The organism is Paenibacillus sp. AD87, from assembly GCF_001659845.1.
In the GTDB taxonomy this organism is placed as follows: domain Bacteria; phylum Bacillota; class Bacilli; order Paenibacillales; family Paenibacillaceae; genus Paenibacillus; species Paenibacillus marchantiae.
The window spans coordinates 1795350-1810040 of the sequence record NZ_LXQN01000007.1; the positions used below are offsets into that span (position 1 = coordinate 1795350).

Here is a 14691-nt window from a genome sequence, read left to right on the forward strand (position 1 = left end):
ATGAGAACTTCTATGAGGGAACGGGTGGGTCAGACAATTATTGTGTTTCTATTGGCACTTCTCTGTATCTCGGTAATCTATCCATTCACGTATATGCTTGCCGTTTCCTTAAACGTTGGCAGCGATGCGGCAAAAGGCGGTGTCTATCTGTGGCCTAGGGAGTTTACTTTGTACAATTATGAGGTTGTGCTTGGGAATTCGGTTATTCAACATGCCTACTTAATTACGATATCCCGAACGATCGCAGGCACTTTTGTCGGCATACTCATCACACTACTGGCGGCTTATGGCTTGTCCTATCGGCAGCTTCCTTTCAGGAAATCCCTCCTGGGATACGTGCTGATTACGATGCTGTTTAATGGCGGATTAATCCCTTTGTATATCCAGCTTAATCACTTGTCATTATTAAACTCATTCTGGGTGTATATCATTCCGTCCGCTTTCTCGGCGTGGAATATGTTTGTGATGATGAAATTCATCCAGGGGATTCCGGAAGCACTGATCGAATCGGCTGAGATTGATGGCGCCAATCCTGTCCGCATTCTCTTCGTTATTATTATGCCGCTTTCGAAACCCATGCTTGCAGCCATTGGCCTTTTTACTGCAGTGGGGCACTGGAATGACTGGTTTTCTGGCGCATTTTATGTTTCAGATCAGAATCTGATTCCGGTTCAAACGTTTTTGCAACAACTGCTGTCTGCCCAGGATATCTCGACTGTCCTCGGATCCAACAATAATCAGGAAGCGCTTGCCCGGGGCACCATGCTCTCTAACGTTACACTCATGTCAATCAAAATGGCGACAGTCATGGTAAGCGCGCTTCCGATCTTGTGTGTGTACCCGTTCCTGCAAAAGTATTTTGTAAAAGGTGTGCTTATCGGCTCAGTAAAAGGATAACCCAATGAAAAATGAAGTAACAGAATGGGTTTTCTAATCCTATACAATTTCAAAATAACCGAGGGGGACGTATGTGATGAGTTTACGTCAACAAAAGGGAAGAAAGCTGGCGCTATTATCCTTGGCTCTAATGATGTTTGGGATAACGGCATGCTCAAGCAGCAGTACGGAGAGTGGCAGCAGTTCTGCAAATTCCTTTAAGCTATGGCTGGGATGGAATGCAACAATTAATAACCAAAGTATGGTCCAAATGTATTGGAAAGAAAAGGAGCCGGGCATAGACGTTCGGCTGGAGGCTACGCAGGGCGATGTAATGACAGAGCTGAACCTGAAATTGAATACTGGTGGTTTTGATGATGCAGCTCTGTTCTCACGTAGTGATGTCGTGACCACTGCGATGACGCGTTCGGGCAGCGTTCTTCCGCTGGAGCAATACTTTGATATGCCGGATAAATATCCTGGATTGGCCTCCATTCCGAAAATCTATCTGGATCAGATGAAAGCTTCGGACGGACATATCTATTCCATTCCGACATGGTTTGATCAAAATCCTGATGATCCTTGGCCCGGTTGGGCTTCCTACGGCTGGTTTGTCCGTACAGATGTATTGGAGAAAACCGGCATGACGATGGATGATCTGAAATCGTTGGACGGTATAGAGAAGTATTTGAGTTTGTCGGCTAAGCAGAAGGATGAAAACGGGAAACTTTTGATTCCCCTTAGTTTTCTCTCTGACGCAAGCGATGAAAATGTCATCCTGAGTACATTTGGCGTTACGGTCAGCACAGCGGGCGGCGTCATTCCAGTAGAAGAGCAAGGTAATGACTATCAGTTTATCTATGACAATCCACAATATAAAGCGGCTTACCAATGGATGAACCACATGTTCAGGGAAGGGCTTCTGGATCACGAAGCGATTACAGACAAGAAGGAGCGTTACAAAGAGAAAAACAAATCTGGACGTGTAGCCATGAATGCAGGTGGGTTCTTTAATATGGACGCCCAGTTATGGGAGGTTCTCGATGGACCAACCGATCCGGCATGGTACTATGATGTCATTCCCTATCCGAAAGTGGATGGCGTGAGTGAGATTGGCGCTAATCAGATTATCAATCCTTATCCTGCCAATGACGTCTTTATCAATAAAAATACTAAAAATCTCGATTCCATTCTTGCTTTCTTCGATTACACACTACAGCCCAAGCCCGAACAGCAGCAGGTTGTGAACGAAGGTCCGCCAGGAGTGTTCTGGGATTGGGTGGATAAACCGTTAGGAAAATGGGTGTACACGGACGAGAAATATAAAGCTTTGCATGATTCCGGAGATCAAGCGAAGAAAGCAAGCACGACGCCAGAGCTTTACGCGGCATCTTCCTATAGTAATGACTGGTATCCATGGTGGAATTATGGGGTTACTGATCCGAAAGGGAGATTCAAAACGATCGAATTCACCGAAAAGATTGGCAAAATGGGTGGTACCCGGGTTGCTGAAAACTACGATATGGTGAAGGCCAAACCGGGTGGCTTATGGGAGAAATATTTGCCTGAACTTGATAATGTGCGAAAAGAGTATAAAGCCAAGCTGATTATGGCTAAGGATGACTCACAATTTGAACAGGCTTGGAGTGATTTCCAGGCTGCACTAGAAAAACGAGCACATTGGAGTGAGCTCAAACAGGAATGGCATGAGGAGCTTCAAGGCAAGCAGTAATTAGGAGACGGGGACTGTCGAACGTGACAGTTCCCGTTTGGTATAAAAAAGTATACAATATCACAAATTTTATCCTATAGAACAAAATTGTGCGTACTATTTTCTGGAGGTTATATGGTTTATCATTGCCTTTGCGACTGAATATTGGATATTTATGCGGAGGTCAGGAAATGAATAAATTTGAATCACATCTGGGCTATACAAACATGTTTAAAGAAGAACAACTTACGCTCGGGTTATATTTTCCGATAGAGTCTTATAAGGGGAGTATCCCGGAGATGCAGTTAGAGCAACAAATGCAATTGGCGAAAAAGGCAGAAGAAGCGCGCTTTGCTTCCTTATTCGTTAGAGATGTTCCTTTAAATGTTCCAAGCTTTGGGGATGTGGGACAAATATATGATCCATGGGTTTTTCTTGGATTCTTAGCAGCTCATACGAAAAAGATATCATTGGGTACCGGAAGTATGATCACCACACTACGCCATCCGTTGCATGTAGCAAAAGCAGCAGCTTCTGTTGATCGAATTTCCGGAAAACGACTTGTGCTGGGCATTGCTACAGGGGATCGACCTAGTGAGTTTTCAGCGTTTTCAGTGGATCGAGAAAAACGTGGTGAATTATTTCAAGAATCTTTGCATGTCATGAGAAAAGTCTGGAATGAAGATTTCCCGGTAATTTATTCACCAAGCCTTAACCTTCAGGGTGGCGATTTATTACCCAAACCGGAATTGAAGGATATCCCAATTTTAGTAACAGGCCATTCTTCGCAGACACCGGAATGGATAGCAAAACACAGTGATGGCTGGCTGTATTACCCACGAAATATCATTGATCAAGCATCACTTATTCAACAATGGCGTACATTAACGGATGAATTTAAGCCTTTTAATCAGTCTTTATATATCGATTTATCAGAAAATCCAGATGAAGATCCAACTCCTATTCACTTAGGGTTTAGGAGCGGATATAAATTTTTAATTGAATACCTCAATGCTTTAAAAGGAATCGGTGTGAATCATCTTGCATTCAACTTGAAATATGGAACACGTCCGGTTGACGAGGTGATTCAAGAATTAGGGGAGGAAGTGGTTCCATATTTCCCGGCGTTATCTAATAAATAGGTGCAATGTATGCATTTCGGTGCTAGACTACCAGTAAGATTAATTGTAAAGAAGGAGAGGAAAAGGATGATTAAACATTTAGGTCGCATTAATGAATTGGCGAAAAAAGAGCGTGAAGAAGGTTTGACCAATGCGGAACGAGTTGAACAACAAGTATTACGAGAAGACTATTTACGGGAAATTCGTGGGCAAGTTCTAAACACTTTTTCAGTGCTTACCATACTTGATGCAGATGGAAATGATGTAACACCGGACAAAGTACGAAATGAAAAGGGAATCAGTTTGTAGGGAAAATAAACTTTTTGGGAAGAACGAAAAGCCTCCGAGTATTCATTGACAGAAATGGTGTGGATAAATACACTTGTTTTGTAGTTGATTTCGTAGGATGCTTTTTATACACTTTATAAATATTCATTATAAAGGTATTGTATAAAGTGTTAGGTTGATTCATGTATCGAAGTATTTATAACAGGAGTTGATAACATGACTGAAGAAGAACGAATTTTTAATGGGATCTTATTTAGTCCCGGCCATGCTGACCTTAAGGCTATTAAGCTTCGCTCTCACAATCTAAGTAGTCAATACAGTCGTACTTTTGAGGATCAAACGGAGGAACGCGAAGCATTACTCATGCAGATTCTGGGTCGAAAAGGAGAGCGTTGTTTTATACAAGGCCCCATTTTCTTTCATTATGGCGTTCACACAGAAATCGGCAACTATTTTTTTGCGAATTACAATCTGACCGTCCAGGACGATGCTAAGGTGACCATTGGTGATCATGTCAGCTTTGGACCTAATGTGACCATTGTTACACCGGTTCACCCATTCATTGCCTCAGAACGTCGACAAATGCTGGACCAAAACGGGGAACCTAAGTCGCTCTGTTATGCTAAGCCTGTCACCATCGGAAATGATGTTTGGATTTCCGCTAACGTCACCGTATGCGGTGGTGTTACCATTGGCGACGGATGCGTCATTGGTGCTGGAAGCGTAGTAACCCAAGATATCCCTGAAGGATCTTTTGCAGCAGGTGTACCCTGCAGAGTCATTCGTCCCATCACAGAATCGGACAGCATGCGTTATAAACCGGAAGTCCTGGCTGATTGCAGTGTAATTGAATAAAAACACATAAAAAAGAAACCGTTCCTAGACAAGAGGAACGGTTTTCTTATTTTGATTAGTATTTCGTTGATTAGGTGGAAAGCTTATTAACTGTTTTCTAGTGCACTAGATTCTCTAAATCTGGCTGCAATTTGTTACGAAGAATATACAGCATGATAGCTCCAACAAGGAATGCGACGACATCCGCAATAACGAGTGACCATACCACCCCATGGAAGCCATTCAATCGGTTGGCGATATAGAGTACAGGAATCAGAGTAATTCCTTGAATGACTGACATAATAAAGGCGGCGGTTCCTTGCGCTGTTGCTTGAAAGATCCCCACAAACAACGAGGTCATTCCTGTAATGAACAAGGATAAGAACGTTACATGCAGAATGTAGCTACCCATTTCAATTAATTGCGGGTCATTTGTAAATAAACCAATTAAGTGGTCGGAGAGAAGATAGACGACAACACCGAACACAACAGCTAACCCTACAATCGCTTTGATCGTAAATCCAATGGTATGCTTCATGCGTAATTTATTCGCTGTAAAAGAGAAGGCAATCAACGGTACAACTCCCTCACATAATCCCATCAGAATAAACTCGGGAAATTGCAATAAACGTGATGAAATCCCGTACCCCGCTATGGCCTGATCCCCATATTCCACGAGAAAATGGTTCAAAATGAGTGACATGGCACCCAAGAAGATACTCATGATAAAGACGGGAACTCCGATTTTAAAAACATTGCTCATAATTTCCTTGGAGGCCTTAAACCATTTTACGGAGACCGTCAAGAATTGGCTTTTATACCCCATGTGAAATGCGTAAAAAACACTGGCAACCAGGTTAGAAATGACTGTAGCAGACGCCACGCCAATCACACCCCAATGAAAGACAAAGATGACTATCGCATCAAGAATAATATTTACTGCCACACTGAGAATCATACCGATCATCGATGTAATTGCTGCACCCTCCGAGCGCACGATGTTCTCCAACGTGAAGAATAGTATGACGAAAGGTGAACCAATAAGCATAATTGTGACATAGTCTTTTGTGAATCCGAAAGATTCAGTCGTTGCTCCCAGGCTATGAACAATTGGGTCAATCAGCGGGAGGCCAACGGCCATTACGATAAGACCAAGAACCAAACTGCTGTAAAAGGCGAATGAGGACACATGCTTAAGATCATCATATCTTTTTTCTCCTAACAAACGGGAGATGAATGTACCGCTACCCATACCAATCAAGTTGCCGAGCGCCATAATGACCGCGAATAATGGCAAGGTTAGCGCGAGTGCGGTTAACATGGCCGTATTGCCCAGTGTACCAAGGAAATAGGCGTTCAGGATAGAATAGATGACACTCATCGACGTACCTAACATCATCGGTACTGCGAAGTGAGCTACGGCTTTTGCGATCGGTGCTTTTTCAAAATAATGGAGATTTTCTGCATCCATGTGTGAGTCACTACTTTCTTCATTTATTTTTTGAAATGATTTGGAATTCAAATGATATTCCAACTTCCAATCTAACAGTGTTAGTTTGTGCCTTACAGTGTTAGATGGTATCATGAACTTATGAACCTGTAAAGCATAATCTTACACTGTTAGATAAAAGGGCGGATACGGATGAAAAAACAACAGCCTCAGATTTCGGAGGATAAGATTTTGGAAGCCTCTTGGGAGCTTCTTGGGCATGAAGGTATTGAGAAATTCAGTATGAGGCGATTGGCCGAACGGTTGGGTATTCAGGCTCCTTCTCTGTACTGGTACTTTAAGAGCAAGCAGCATCTCTACCAGCATCTGGCCAACCAGATATCGAAAATGATCCTGAACGAATTCCAATCTGACGGGGACTGGAAGGTGCAAATGGAGGGTCTTGCGATATCGATACGGAGTGTACTCCGCCGTTATCCCTGCTCCACGCAGCTTATGATGCAGACGCTGCCACATGAGCCGGACATGATTCGCTTCACCAACCGTATGCTTCTCTGCATGGAATCGACGCCACTTGAGCAAGAGCAGAAATTGCAAGCCGTTCTTACGCTTGTGAACTATGTTTTCTTCTTTGTTCTGGATAATTATGAGCATCAGCGCACAGTATCCGTAATGATTAAGGATCAGGGAGAGCTTCCGGGCGGGGAGATGATTCAGCTCTTGGACTCCATGAGCGAGACAGAAGCAGGGTTGTTCCGAAGAATGCACAAGAGCGGGCTGTTTGAGATGATGGGGAGCGACGGAGCGTTTGAGTTCGGCTTGAAGCTGATTTTGTCGGGAATTGAACAGGTGATACAGGAACAAGGGAATTAGAATGTAAACAAAACCGTACATCCGGATATCGGATGTGCGGTTTTTGAAAAAAGGTTTGTTGTTAATCTTGCACTGTTTCCTTCAAAATCGACTTGATGACGCAGGGCTACTCAGCAACAATTCTTATGAGAAAAACATTTATAAACATATCCTTTTGAATTATTATTAGGATCTACAGAGAATGAACAGAAGGAATTTGCACAGGAAGTTTTTATGAAAACGATTACAAGATATATTATTGAATGCAACACATATAAGGAGGACTGCTAGCGTACATGAGTTTATATCTAGAAATCCCGGAACTCGACAAAAGACTCCCATTTCGAAGCTTTATTCACAAAGGGGATGTGCTCTGTTATCCTCACTGGCATAAGGAAATTGAAATTATTTATGTTACCCAGGGAAGCCTGGATTTGGGGTTGAATGACAAGGTAATCCGTCTGAAGCAGGGGGAAGTCCAATTCATTAATGGCGGTGACGTCCACTTTTTTTTGTCATCCCCTGATAGTGAGCGAATTGTTATTCAATTTGATCTGAGCCTGTTCCAAGACGTATCCACACTAATTTACGATGATCGGTCGCTTCGTGACATTTTTACTCAAATAGAGCAATCCAGCAGAAACTGGCCTCATGAAACGGCAACCAAGCTTCTTCCTCTTCTGCAAAACATAAGCACAGAAGATTACGAGCGCAAAGAGGGCTATGCATATATGATCAAGGCCAAACTTTATGAAATGTTGACTTTTATTCTAAGAGAAGTACCAAGGGGGAGTGAGAAACATCGACCCCAAATCTCGGAAAATATCCTGACTCCGACCAAAGAAATGCTTTTAAAGCTGGAACGAATTTTTGAATATGTAGAAAGCCATTACCAGGAATCAATTATACTAAAAGACGTTGCCGATTATATAGGGTTCAGTCCTTATTATTTCACTAAGTTTTTTAAGAAAAATACAGGAATGACCTTCGTAACTTTTCTAAACGAATATCGACTTAATAAAGCGAAATGGATTTTGCTCAATGAAAATTATTCGATTACCGAAATAGCAGAGCAAGCCGGATTTAATAGCGTTAAGACATTTCATCACTTCTTCAAGGAAGCGACGGGGACATCGCCTTTAAAGTATCGCATGACAATATCCGGGAATAAAACAGCAAGAAAATAGGAAGATAGTCTTTTATGAGACTTGTATGATAAGGGTATTAAACAAGTTGAGGTGCTATACATCTTGCATAAATCAAGGTCGCAGCCACTCATCTTTTTTACATAAAGTTTGCTGTGAGAAATCTAACATGTAGGCATATTCAAAAAGGGAAAGGACGATGAAGATGAATAACCGAATTTATAATATAGCAATTGTTGGCTTTGGGGGGATGGGCAGCTATCATTGCCAGTTAATTGAGCCTGTATCACAGATTTCCGTAATCGGGGTATACGATACTGTTGAATATCGGATGGAATTGGGAAAGGAAGCCGGCTATAAAACATACGCAAGTCTGGATGCTGTTCTGACAGATGAGCTGGTGGATATCGTTTTGATTGCTACACCTAATGATGTTCACAAAGATATAGCAATTCAAGCTCTGCAGGCTGGTAAACATGTAATTTGCGAAAAACCGGTTACAATAACCAGCAAGGATTTTAATGATATTGTCAAGGTAGCGAACGAGGAGAAACGTGTATTCACGGTTCATCAAAATCGTCGCTGGGATGAAGATTTCCGGACTGCCAAGGACATCATCGATAAAAAGACATTGGGCGAGCTGTTCCATTTGGAATCTCGGGTTCAAGGAGCCAATGGCATTCCTGGCGACTGGCGCCAGCTGAAGGATTACGGTGGAGGTATGCTGCTGGATTGGGGCGTGCATTTGCTGGACCAACTGCTACGGATTACAGATAGCCAAATTGAAAGTGTGGCGGCTAATTTAAGTTATATTTTGGGAACCGAAGTGGATGATGGCTTTACGAGTTATATAACATTTAAAGATGGCCTTACGGCACTTATTGAAGTGGGAACGACCAATTATGTGAAGTTACCGAGATGGTATCTCAAAGGAACGGAAGGTACAGCAGTGATTAGGGACTGGGATTTAAGTGGAGAGATTATCACTCGAAATCCGGATGTTGCTCATATAGAGCCGAAACCTATCAAAGCGGGGCAGGGATTGACCAAAACGATGGCACCGCCGTCCGAACAGTCCACACTAAAGTTTGCGATTGAAAAGCCGGATTTGGAGGAGCAAAGCTTCTATGAAAATTTCGTCTCTGTACTCGAAGGGAAATCTGAAATTGCAATTAAGAATGATGAAGTTCACAGAGTACTTGTACTGATTGAGACCATTTTTGAGGCAGCAGAGACCAAAAGTGTAATCCATAGAAGTATTTAACACACTTTCTGTTATTGCTGTAACTACCATAGATGTGTTAAATCGTGTAAGCCGTCATAATGACGGCTTTTTGTCTGTCTAAATTTCCGTAAGTTTAATTGTGGCCAAAAGGCTCGCTATATGATGAATCCCAATTGGATTTTAATCTTCAAAGTCGCTATTTTAGCGGCTTTTTATTGTTTTATCTTATAAATCTATATCCGTCCTTGAGAACAAGAGGTTGATCTGGTCACTCGTTTGAAAAATATCTAAATATTAAATTTACAACAAAATGTGACCAAATGACGTCCTTGAGAGTGTTAGAGATATAAAGGAGGGCAGAACAACCATGCAGCGATCAATGCCCCAACGGGGAGATCATATGATGAAAGTCTATGAGACTTACGCGGATACGCTGTTCCGGATTGCCATGGTGCACCTCGGCAGGAGAGAGGACGCGGAGGAAGCCACTCAGGATACCTTCATCAAGTTAATGGAAAAAGCCCCTATATTCAACGATGCAGAGCATCAGAAAGCATGGTTGATCCGGGTCATCACCAATCATTGTAAATCCTTATTAGGCAGAGGCTGGCGCAAACGGGAGGTCAAGTTGGAGGGAGCAGATCCCCTTACGACAGACGACCCCGAAGATCAGGCACTGATCGAACTCGTGTTGTCACTGCCCGTCAAGTATAGATCGGTGGTTCATTTGTACTATTACGAAGATTATCCGATCCGGGAAATCGGCGAGATTCTGCAGATCAGCGAGTCTGCAGTGAAGATGCGATTGAAGCGGGGAAGACAGCTGTTAAAACTGGAGCTGGAAGGAGAAGAACCCCAATGAACGAGGAACAATTCAAACGAAATTATAAGAAAGCGGTGGACCATATGAAAACAAATGACCAAATGAAAAAACGGATAGAGCAAACCTTGAACACACAACGCCATGAACAAAAGCGCCAGCGAAAACCTCTATATATTGCAGCGAGCGTCGTCATTGCTGCCAGTGTTGGACTCGCGGCGCCAAGCATATGGCAGCAAGTGAGCGGACCGGCCGCGCCAGCGACGCAGGTGGCACAGGTCACTCCGGGCGCATCATTCGACCCTGTGGTGATTCCGAAGACAGAGCTGCCGGATTCAAAGAACGGCGTGAAGGCCGATATGCTTCAACTGGTGGTTTATCAGGGCAACGTCTATACACAGTCTGCTACATCGCTTGACGGTACGGATGCGCTTGCCCTGCGAGGCGAGAAGCTCGGTACTACAACAGGGGGCATTCATGAGCTGAGCGACAAGGGTGAGTACACGGAGCTGGCCTCCAACATTGGAGAAGCGGACATCTATGCGGTCAACGGCTACGACACGAATTTCCGTATCATGTCTTACACCGAGATCGATGGTCAGGTATATGCCCAACTGTTTGACCAGAGCAACGGCATCACTATCGGCAGCGGCGAAGACCTTATCGGCAAGCTTCATCTCGAAGACAACGTCACTTCGGCGCAGTGGGAGACCTTCGCCAGCTGGAACAACGGCTTGCAGCAACTGCAGCCGCTCGCAGCGGACAAATCGCTTAACAGCTTTATCTCAGCGCTTTACGCGGCTAAACCGATAGCAACAAGCCCTCAACTGGAGGAGCGCCTTTACGGGCAGGAAAATCGCAAGATCATCTACCTGACGCTCGAAGATAAGACGCAGGTCCAATTAGTTCTGTTTGGGGAAGGTCTGGTGCGTTACGGCAATGTACCGGTATTCTTCGAAATCGAGAAAGGTGCCTTCCAAGCGTTCTGGAACAGCCTGGGCGAGTAAGACGAAGCTAGCGATTGATGAACATTTAGGATTAGGGAGATGACTTCATGCTGAATCCAAAAATACCGGAGAAGGTCACCTAACTGTTCAGATGAATTAAGATCGTAAAAGCCCACGTATTGCTCAAGTTGGAGCAGTACGTGGGCTTTGGGTTATTTTAATAATCATGGAGATTAAGTTTGATAGGTATCTTTTATAAACTGAATAAAGTGTGCAGTAGCTGAACTGAATATTTTATTCTTTTTCCAAGCGAGTACATGACTACTGGTCCGTTCAGGTTCAAATGGAACAAAACAAGTACGACTACTTTCCCGGATCGTATAAGATCCACTCACACAAATGGCATATCCAAGTTTCCGTTCTACCAACAGCATAGCATTCGTCAGTAAATTATGTGATGCAAAAATTGACAGGCTATCATTCTCTACACCAAGCCAGCTTGCAATCTCATTTTGTACAATTGTACGTCGGGGCAGAATTAAGGATAAAGCAAGAATATCTTCAATACCAATAGATTTTTTCTGAGCAAGAGGATCATCACGTCTCATCAGAATCCCCCACTTTTCCTCATAGGGTAATCGAATATATTCATACTTTACAGCTTCAATTGGTTCCAAAAATATACCGATATCGATATTTCCTCGATCAAGTTTCTCTCTAATGTCATCTCCATCTGCGCTGTACAATTCATATTGTACCCTAGGGTGCCGATTGGAGAATTCCTCTAATAATTCTGGCAACGCTCTAGAAACGGTGGACTCAACACATCCAATAGAAACAACGCCACCAATCAAATCTTTTTGTTCTGCCAGATCTCTTTCTGTCTTATCTAGAAGGGAAATAATTTCTTTTACCCGTTGTTGAAAAAGTAGCCCGCTATCGGTCAGCGTAATTTGCCTCTTGCCCCGTATAAACAAACGAGTACCCAGCTCTTCTTCAAGATCCATAAGCTGTCGGCTTAGTGTTGGTTGTGTAATGTGAAGGATTTCTGCTGCTTTTGTTATATTGCCTACGTTAGCCACAGTTAAAAAATACTTCAAAACACGAATATCCATTCTAATCATCCTTCCATAAGTCCACTAATGGATAACTTACAGATTATTATACGATACATATTAGGCATGATAAAACATTCATCATAGGTATTAGAAATCTTTCACTTTGGAAATTACCATAGGAGTAGATACTCTTAAACAAATTTATAAGCCTGATAAAAAATACGGTTAAGAAAGGAAACGATGATGAAGAAAAGAATTTTGGGAGTCAACGGTTTGGAAACCTCTGAAGTTGGATTTGGATGTATGGGGCTGAACTACCATCGGGGACCGGCAAAAGACCGGGGTGAAATGATATCCGTTGTACACTCAGCTATTGATGCTGGCATCACGATGTTTGATACAGCAGAGGTTTATGGGCCTTACACCAATGAGGAGCTTGTTGGTGAGGCGCTCACAGGGCATCGGCATAAGGTACAGATTGCAACGAAAGGAGGCCATAAAATAGCTAGCACAACAAATGAACTGGACAGCCGTCCAGAATCCATTATTCGTTCGGTTGAAGGATCATTAAAAAGATTAAAAACAGATTATATCGATTTATACTACATCCACCGTGTTGATCCAAAGGTTCCAATTGAAGATGTGGCGTTGACGATGCAAAAGCTGAAAAAAGAAGGTAAGATTCTCCACTGGGGTTTGTCAGAGGCGAGCGCTACAACGATTCGTCGTGCGCATAACGTTGAACCACTGACGGCAGTGGAAAGTGAATACTCGATGTGGTGGCGAGAGCTGGAAAGAGACATTTTTCCCGTACTCGATGAATTGGGGATCGGTTTGGTAGCCTATAGTCCCTTGGGTCGTGGATTTCTTACCGGGAAATTAGACAAGAATGCTTCATTCACCGAGAACGACAATAGGGGCGAGCTTCCGCGGTTTACAAAGGAAGCGATGGAAGCGAATCAGGTGTTTATTCAGTACCTAAACAAGCTTGCTGAGATGAAAAATGTAACCACAGCGCAAATTGCACTAGCATGGATTCTTGCTCAGAAACCCTCTATTGTTCCTATCCCAGGCACAACAAATGTCAGTAGAATCTCAGAAAATGTTGCAGCAACTGATATCGTCTTCACCGAGCAAGAATTGATGACAATTAATGATGAGATCAGCAAGATCCAAATTTTGGGTGACCGCTATCCCGAATCTGAGAAGAAAAAGACAGGCATTTAACAGGTTAAACACCTCACCTTGAATATTCAAGGTGAGGTGTTTTGGTTGTATAGGCGCCCATTGTCATTCCAATTTCCATACATTTTATTTTGTTTGGTGTTTGCTATAAACTTATCTAATCTTTTGTTAAATAACTCAGGTTGAGTTTTATAGCTTTGGATGGTGTCGATTCGAATTCTTTTATAAAGATCTGGCAATGCCGCAAAATTCTGATATACATCCGTGTCCTCTTTCAACCTCTGCTCAATAATAGGGTCAATTTTAAATGATTCGTAACTGAGATCAGGGAGAGCCTTTCGACCTTCATCTGTCATTAATCCCAACGATTCAAGGCGACGGGCTCGTTCTTTATTCAATTCAGTCCACGAACTTTTTTTGCTTCTCGGAGATAGTCTTTGAGCTAATTGAGTCTCGGAAATTTTCTTTTTTTGTCCATCAATCCATCCAAAACACAAGGCTTCTTCAACAGCATCCAGATATAGCAACGTACCTGGTGTTGATTTCATACTCACCACGACCCAGCAAGAATTTTCAGTCAGGCAATGTTCTTGAAACCAAAATCTCAATTCGCTTTTTGACTTTGCTGGAAGCAGTTCATTAAGTAGCATTAGAAATTACGCTATCCAGGAATGTGTAAGCATCGCTATTAAACTTCCAAACGATACCAAATTTATCAACCAACATTCCGAAGCAGGAAGACCAAGGCATCTCTGATAATGGCATGATCACATAGCCGCCTTCAGACAAATTAGTAAAGTAGTTTTTCATTGCCTGTTTATCATCAATAATGATACTAATGATTACATTGTTACCTTTAACCAGCTCACCCGTTACATTCTTCATCGAAGGAAGAACATCCGACATCATTATTTTCCCACCAGCGAATTCTAACGATGACTCCATAATCATATTCAACTCATTTTCTGGCAATGGATAGTTTGGATCTTGTGAAAAATCCTTGAATTTCACTTTTTTCACCTTACTTGCGTTTAAAGCTTCTGAGTAAAACGCGATGACCTGTTCTGTGTTCCCATCAAAATTTAAATATGCAATAACTGACATGATAAAACCTCCTTCTTGTAATACATGAAGTGTAAGCTATAATAGGTGACAGCTAGATTGTCACCTATTATAGCT

At 42.7% G+C, this 14691-nt stretch carries 15 protein-coding genes; 11 read left to right on the forward strand and 4 right to left on the reverse strand.

The annotated features are described in order from the left end of the window. The 5 genes from gpAD87_RS08160 (at position 1) to gpAD87_RS08180 (ending at position 4851) form a co-directional block, all read left to right on the forward strand. Entirely contained in the window at positions 1-897 is an 897-nt protein-coding gene (locus gpAD87_RS08160) for a carbohydrate ABC transporter permease (protein ID WP_064637394.1), read from the forward strand. A gap of 76 nt (positions 898-973) precedes the next feature. Next, positions 974-2608, forward strand: a complete 1635-nt coding sequence (locus tag gpAD87_RS08165) for a hypothetical protein (protein WP_064637395.1) — start codon at positions 974-976, stop codon at positions 2606-2608. Between the two features lie 170 nt (positions 2609-2778). Further along, positions 2779-3729, forward strand: a complete 951-nt coding sequence (locus gpAD87_RS08170; protein WP_064637398.1) for an LLM class oxidoreductase — start codon at positions 2779-2781, stop codon at positions 3727-3729. 66 nt (positions 3730-3795) lie between these two features. Continuing rightward, positions 3796-4017, forward strand: a complete 222-nt coding sequence (locus tag gpAD87_RS08175; protein ID WP_063562690.1) for a DUF896 domain-containing protein — start codon at positions 3796-3798, stop codon at positions 4015-4017. Between the two features lie 195 nt (positions 4018-4212). Continuing rightward, positions 4213-4851 (forward strand): sugar O-acetyltransferase, encoded by a 639-nt coding sequence (locus gpAD87_RS08180; protein ID WP_064637400.1) that lies wholly within the window; start codon positions 4213-4215, stop codon positions 4849-4851. Positions 4852-4948: 97 nt separating this feature from the next. Here the strand turns inward: gpAD87_RS08180 and gpAD87_RS08185 are convergent, their stop codons facing one another. Then, positions 4949-6301, reverse strand: coding sequence for an MATE family efflux transporter (locus gpAD87_RS08185; RefSeq protein WP_064640799.1), 1353 nt, complete (start codon positions 6299-6301; stop codon positions 4949-4951). Between the two features lie 171 nt (positions 6302-6472). Here gpAD87_RS08185 and gpAD87_RS08190 point away from each other — a divergent pair, with 171 nt between their 5' ends. The 5 genes from gpAD87_RS08190 (at position 6473) to gpAD87_RS08210 (ending at position 11329) form a co-directional block, all read left to right on the forward strand. After that, positions 6473-7153, forward strand: coding sequence for a TetR/AcrR family transcriptional regulator (locus tag gpAD87_RS08190; RefSeq protein WP_064637402.1), 681 nt, complete (start codon positions 6473-6475; stop codon positions 7151-7153). A 275-nt stretch (positions 7154-7428) separates the two neighbouring features. Further along, positions 7429-8319 (forward strand): AraC family transcriptional regulator, encoded by an 891-nt coding sequence (locus gpAD87_RS08195; RefSeq protein ID WP_063562684.1) that lies wholly within the window; start codon positions 7429-7431, stop codon positions 8317-8319. A 157-nt stretch (positions 8320-8476) separates the two neighbouring features. Then, positions 8477-9541 (forward strand): Gfo/Idh/MocA family protein, encoded by a 1065-nt coding sequence (locus gpAD87_RS08200; RefSeq protein WP_064637404.1) that lies wholly within the window; start codon positions 8477-8479, stop codon positions 9539-9541. A 328-nt stretch (positions 9542-9869) separates the two neighbouring features. Further along, a complete protein-coding gene (locus gpAD87_RS08205; protein WP_064637406.1) occupies positions 9870-10364 on the forward strand; it encodes an RNA polymerase sigma factor in 495 nt (164 codons plus the stop codon). Then, the gene (locus gpAD87_RS08210; protein ID WP_064637408.1) at positions 10361-11329 is read left to right on the forward strand and encodes a hypothetical protein; all 969 of its coding nucleotides are present in this window, start codon (positions 10361-10363) and stop codon (positions 11327-11329) included. Before gpAD87_RS08205 ends, gpAD87_RS08210 begins: the two co-directional genes overlap by 4 nt. A 173-nt stretch (positions 11330-11502) precedes the next feature. Here gpAD87_RS08210 and gpAD87_RS08215 read toward each other — a convergent pair whose 3' ends face one another. Beyond that, on the reverse strand, positions 11503-12384 hold the full coding sequence (locus gpAD87_RS08215; protein ID WP_064637409.1) for a LysR family transcriptional regulator: 882 nt from the start codon (positions 12382-12384) through the stop codon (positions 11503-11505). A gap of 186 nt (positions 12385-12570) precedes the next feature. On the opposite strand from gpAD87_RS08215, the gene gpAD87_RS08220 reads away from it, so the two are divergent. Then, entirely contained in the window at positions 12571-13554 is a 984-nt protein-coding gene (locus gpAD87_RS08220) for an aldo/keto reductase (protein WP_064637411.1), read from the forward strand. Between the two features lie 26 nt (positions 13555-13580). Here gpAD87_RS08220 and gpAD87_RS08225 read toward each other — a convergent pair whose 3' ends face one another. Both gpAD87_RS08225 and gpAD87_RS08230 read right to left on the reverse strand, forming a co-directional pair. After that, positions 13581-14162: a YdeI/OmpD-associated family protein gene (locus tag gpAD87_RS08225; protein ID WP_064637413.1), complete on the reverse strand. Its 582-nt coding sequence runs from the start codon at positions 14160-14162 to the stop codon at positions 13581-13583. Next, entirely contained in the window at positions 14152-14616 is a 465-nt protein-coding gene (locus tag gpAD87_RS08230; RefSeq protein ID WP_063562677.1) for a VOC family protein, read from the reverse strand. The genes gpAD87_RS08225 and gpAD87_RS08230 overlap by 11 nt, the downstream gene beginning before the upstream one ends. Positions 14617-14691: the final 75 nt, after the last annotated feature.